The organism is Candidatus Pelagibacter communis (assembly GCF_001180205.1).
Lineage (GTDB): Bacteria > Pseudomonadota > Alphaproteobacteria > Pelagibacterales > Pelagibacteraceae > Pelagibacter > Pelagibacter ubique_O.
Genome location: NZ_CVSU01000055.1, coordinates 1 through 540, shown reverse-complemented (window position 1 = coordinate 540; position 540 = coordinate 1). Strand labels below are relative to the sequence as shown.

At 33.1% G+C, this 540-nt stretch carries 1 protein-coding gene; it reads left to right on the top strand.

Annotation, left to right across the window (positions count from 1 at the left end; genetic code table 11):
• The coding region (locus tag AMO08_RS05755) for a hypothetical protein (protein WP_179850735.1) at positions 1-540 on the top strand (540 nt) is incomplete at both ends.

Sequence of the window (540 nt, the reverse complement as noted above, 5' to 3'; positions counted from 1 at the left end):
ATGAAACGGGAGTTTTCAGAAAATAACACTATTGAATCCCTCATAAAGGTCTTAGAACCAGCTATGAAAGGAAGAGCGCTTTCCAAAGACGAACTTATCACTGATATAATCTTTGAAGAAGCTGGAGTTTTCTCAATTGCCAGTCAAATTCTGATAACAGAAAATGGGGAATCAACATGGGAAAAATTCAAGAAAACAGCAAATAAAATGGACTCATTATACCCTGATGAACAAATAACCCAAAAAATGCAGGAGAAACTTGACAGTAAAGAACTTCAAACATATCAAGATTTAACTTCGCTTATGGAGAAAGCTCGTGGATTCAGAATAAATCAATTGAAGAGAATCTATACCCAAATTACAAGTGAACAAACAAAAAAGCAGAAACCTAAAGAAATATGCCATTCGCTGACTATCTGGATAAATACAAATAAAACAAAAATCCAAAAGGTAAAAGATACCATTTCAGTAGAGTTATCAAATTTCCGCATGGATGAACTAGATAATATAATTGTAACAGCACTGAAAAATGAACTTGAC